We start from the raw sequence: 3134 nt of genomic DNA on the forward strand, positions 1-3134 counted from the left end.
GAAAAATCCCATCGGAAAAGAACGAGATCGCCGCTGGTCGGCCTCGGCCCGGTCCCGGTCGCTCCGGTACGTCGCGACCGGGACCGGGCCCGCCGCTTTCGACTCTCCTCCACGGTTCGATGCATATCGCTCCGGTGGCCGTAACCCCGCCGATCACGCCGGTGACCGGATGATCCTCGGTCAACCCCTACCCGGGCCGGGATGCCCGGGCCAGGATGCACCGCCCTGGTGTTTCAGACTGGGACCAGGACCGGCGCCGGGCCGGACCCGCCAGGCGGAGACGATTCGATCAACGGCATCGTTCCACCGGCCGAGGGGCCGAGATGCCTGTTCAGGAAGCCTCGCCACGAGCCGGTTGGCTCTTGCGCAATGCCTCCCGGTCGCGCACTCTTATAGATGTTCGGTCGGGCTTCGTTGTCCGGGCGTTCGTCCCGTCGCGGTCGTTACATGGCTGTAACGTGATGTGGATACGGCAGTGCGTCACTCGCCGCGAGGCGATCGGGTGACAAGGCACCTGCGGTCTCCCGTCACAGCCCGGCGGGTCGGCGTCTGGTCACCTCCACCCGACCGGGACGGGCCACGCGGGCGTCGAGCGCCCGCCCAACGCGGAGGAGGGCAGTCGCTGTGACCATATGTGGCAATACGGCTACCCGCGTGCGGCGCCATAACGCACCTGCCCGGGTCCTCGGTCAGCCGGGGCGGGCGGAGCGCGGAGCCGCCATCCCCTCGCCCTCCTAGCGAGGCGGCGCAGCGCAGCGTCCGCCCGCTCTCCAGATCCATCTGCTCATCTCCGATCTCGGATCGACCTCACGTCGAAAGGATCGGCCGAGGCATCGTCGCCTCGTTCCCCGCCTTCCGGTCCGGTGTGCCGTCCGAGGTCACCCGCGAGTTGCAGTGCCCTGTTTCCCTGCCACTGGGAGGTGATTGCCGTGGCCACCGCCACGACCAACCTACTCAACACTCCGATTGAAGATCAGCGCGTCGAGCGTGTCCGCCGCGCGGCGCTGTCGGCCTACGTGGACGGAAAGATCTCCTTCGCGCAGGCGAACCTGCGGGTGCGCAAGGCCCTCCAGCGGTTCGGGGTCTGACGAGCCAGTCGGGTCGTCGAGATGCGGCTGGCGGCGTCTCGACGACCCGACCGGAGGAAACCTCGACCGGATGCGCGACGCGGGGAACGTGCAAGGCGGGCAAGCGGGAGACGGCCGGGCGCCCGGGCGATCGGGGGGTGAACCCGAGCGGCCGGCCACGACGACTATCTCACCGAAAGCACGCGGCGCATCACTATAAGTTCTTCGACATGCCGCTACGGTAAACAACCGTGCCAGTACGAGCGATAGAAGCTGCTTCGTCCCGGGCCCTCGCCGACTGCCCCGGCTCCGCATCCGACGGCTCGACCACCTCCGGCCGGCCGTCCAGGGGGACGACGCCGTCCTCCAATCGGCGGTCGTCGGGGGTGGGCCGCAGCACGCTCTCAAATTCGTCCACGGACCGGTCTGCCGCCATCCGATCGCGGCCGAGAGCGGCGATTCCGGCCGCGACCAGCACCATCGCGACGATGAACGCCACGCGGCGGACACCGTCGGGCGCCGGCTCGTTGAACAGCGTCAGGCCCAGGGTCACCGGCAGGAAGGCGGAGACCCCGCTGGTCACCGGGAAGGCGATGACGGCGGCGCGCCCCTGCAGGCCACGCTGCTGAAGACCGAGCGCCAGCACGGAGAACAGCACGAGGACGTAGGGCGTCGGGGTGGTGAGCAGGTCCACCAGCGTGGACTGCCCCTCCCGTCGTTCGTTCACCGCCAGGCCGATCTGGCGGGTCGCCAGCGTGGCGATGGCGTAGCTGACCCCGGCCGCGGCCCCGAATCCGAACGCGGCGCCCGCGACCATGTCCCGCACCACGGCCAGGTTGGCGAGGGACGCGCAGAGCAGCGCAAAGATCAGACCGAGGACGAGGAAGGCCAGCAGGACATCGGTGCTGGCCGAGCTGCCGACCTCCGCTCGGTGCGTGAAGGCGAAGGCGAGCAGGCCGATACCGCCGACCATCGCGACCACGCCCAGCCAGCCGGTCAGGCTGATGTTCTCGCCGAGCACCCGCTGCGCCAGCAGAGTGAAGACGATCATGTCGAGAGCCATCACCGGGGCGACCATCGCCACCGGGGCCACGGACAGGGCATACACCTCCAGCAGGAACGAGCCCGCCTCCACGGCAAGGCCGATCAGCCACAGGGGGCGCAGCACCAGGCGGGCCAGCAGCGCAAGCCCCAGCCCCGAGCTCTCCTCCTCCCGGCGGGCAGCACGGGCCTGGACGAGCGGCGCGATCCCGTAGAGAGCCGCCGAGACGACCGCGGTCGGCAGACCGATCACCAGGGCTCTGCTCATGTCCCATCCAACATCATGGCCCTCAGGATCCGTCCCGAACCGTGGGTTTGCCTCACCAGTCCGCGCCGAAACCGATCTGCGCCAGAGCCGCCCCGAATGCCTGCTCCCACGCGTGCGGGCCGATCGCCACCCGGTCCGACGGTGGCTTGACCCGGTCAAGGCACGCGAGCGCGGATCTGGTCAACGACACCGGGTCGGTGTTCGTCACCTCGGCACGACCTCGCTCGAGTTCCTTCTGAAGGTTATCCCGGCCATGCCCCGGCACCACGTCGATGAGCAGCAGGTCCCGTCCGATCACCCGAGCCTCGCTGCAGGTGTCCCCGGACGACGTGACGACCAGGTCGCTCGCCGCCATCAGCGCCGGGACGCGATCGGTAAAGCCGAACGGGATGACCTTGTGCTGCCGTTCCGACAGAGCCGTCAACCGCGCGGCCAACCGCTGGTTGCGGCCGGCCACCGCAAGCACGTAGATGCCCGCCGCGGCCATGGCCGCGGCACCCTCCACCAACGGTCCCAGCCCCCAGGAGCCGGACATCAGCAGCACGCAGGGAGCGTCCGCGGGGATACCGAGCGCGGCCCGCGCCTCCTCCTGAGTCGGCGGGTCGTAGAAGGGTTCCCGGACCGGGGTCGGGACCACCGAGATCAGCGCGTTCGGCGAGAACCGCCGCACGTACCGGGCGGCGGTCCGCGAGGTGACCAGGTAAAGGTCGGTGTTGTCGTGTACCCACAGCCGGTGCACGCAGCAATCGGTGGAGAAC

General features: G+C 69.6%; 3 protein-coding genes. 1 reads left to right on the plus strand and 2 read right to left on the minus strand.

The window, feature by feature from the left end; genetic code table 11:
• The first annotated feature begins 929 nt into the window (after positions 1-929).
• On the plus strand, positions 930-1088 hold the full coding sequence (locus AC08OU_RS23965) for a hypothetical protein (RefSeq protein WP_023840144.1): 159 nt from the start codon (positions 930-932) through the stop codon (positions 1086-1088).
• A 193-nt stretch (positions 1089-1281) separates the two neighbouring features.
• Here AC08OU_RS23965 and AC08OU_RS23970 read toward each other — a convergent pair whose 3' ends face one another.
• Together AC08OU_RS23970 and AC08OU_RS23975 are read right to left on the minus strand one after the other, a co-directional pair.
• Complete coding sequence (locus tag AC08OU_RS23970; protein ID WP_476601103.1) at positions 1282-2376, minus strand: EamA/RhaT family transporter; 1095 nt, start codon at positions 2374-2376, stop codon at positions 1282-1284.
• A gap of 52 nt (positions 2377-2428) precedes the next feature.
• A partial coding sequence (locus AC08OU_RS23975; protein WP_476605884.1) for a glycosyltransferase family protein occupies positions 2429-3134 on the minus strand: 706 nt, incomplete at its 5' end.

The organism is Frankia sp. CcMO1 (genome assembly GCF_977945845.1).